Genomic DNA, 242 nt, shown 5'->3' with positions numbered 1-242 from the left:
GCCCGCTGCATCGGTAATGGTGTCTACGATCATTTCCGAGAAGATGCCAGTGTCAAGAGCCCGCATCGGCTGATCGGGACGCTGCGTGAGACGCTTGCTCATCGTGGTCAGATGCCAGCGCATCCATGGGTCCGAGGATTGCGCCACCCGGTTAATAGCCGCCCGCAAAGTCAGATTGGAATCGAACAGCCCGGCCAGCGACACAATCAGCAGCGCTGCGCGCATGTCACGACGGTTGCGCC

General features: G+C 60.7%; 1 pseudogene. It reads right to left on the bottom strand.

What is annotated here, in order from left to right:
* Window positions 1-242 (bottom strand): annotated as a pseudogene (locus tag SB753_RS40660) (type II secretion system protein); the annotation flags it as partial.

It is taken from the genome of Paraburkholderia sp. SIMBA_053 (genome assembly GCF_046534895.1).
GTDB lineage: Bacteria > Pseudomonadota > Gammaproteobacteria > Burkholderiales > Burkholderiaceae > Paraburkholderia > Paraburkholderia caledonica.
This window is presented reverse-complemented; position numbering and strand designations above follow the sequence as displayed.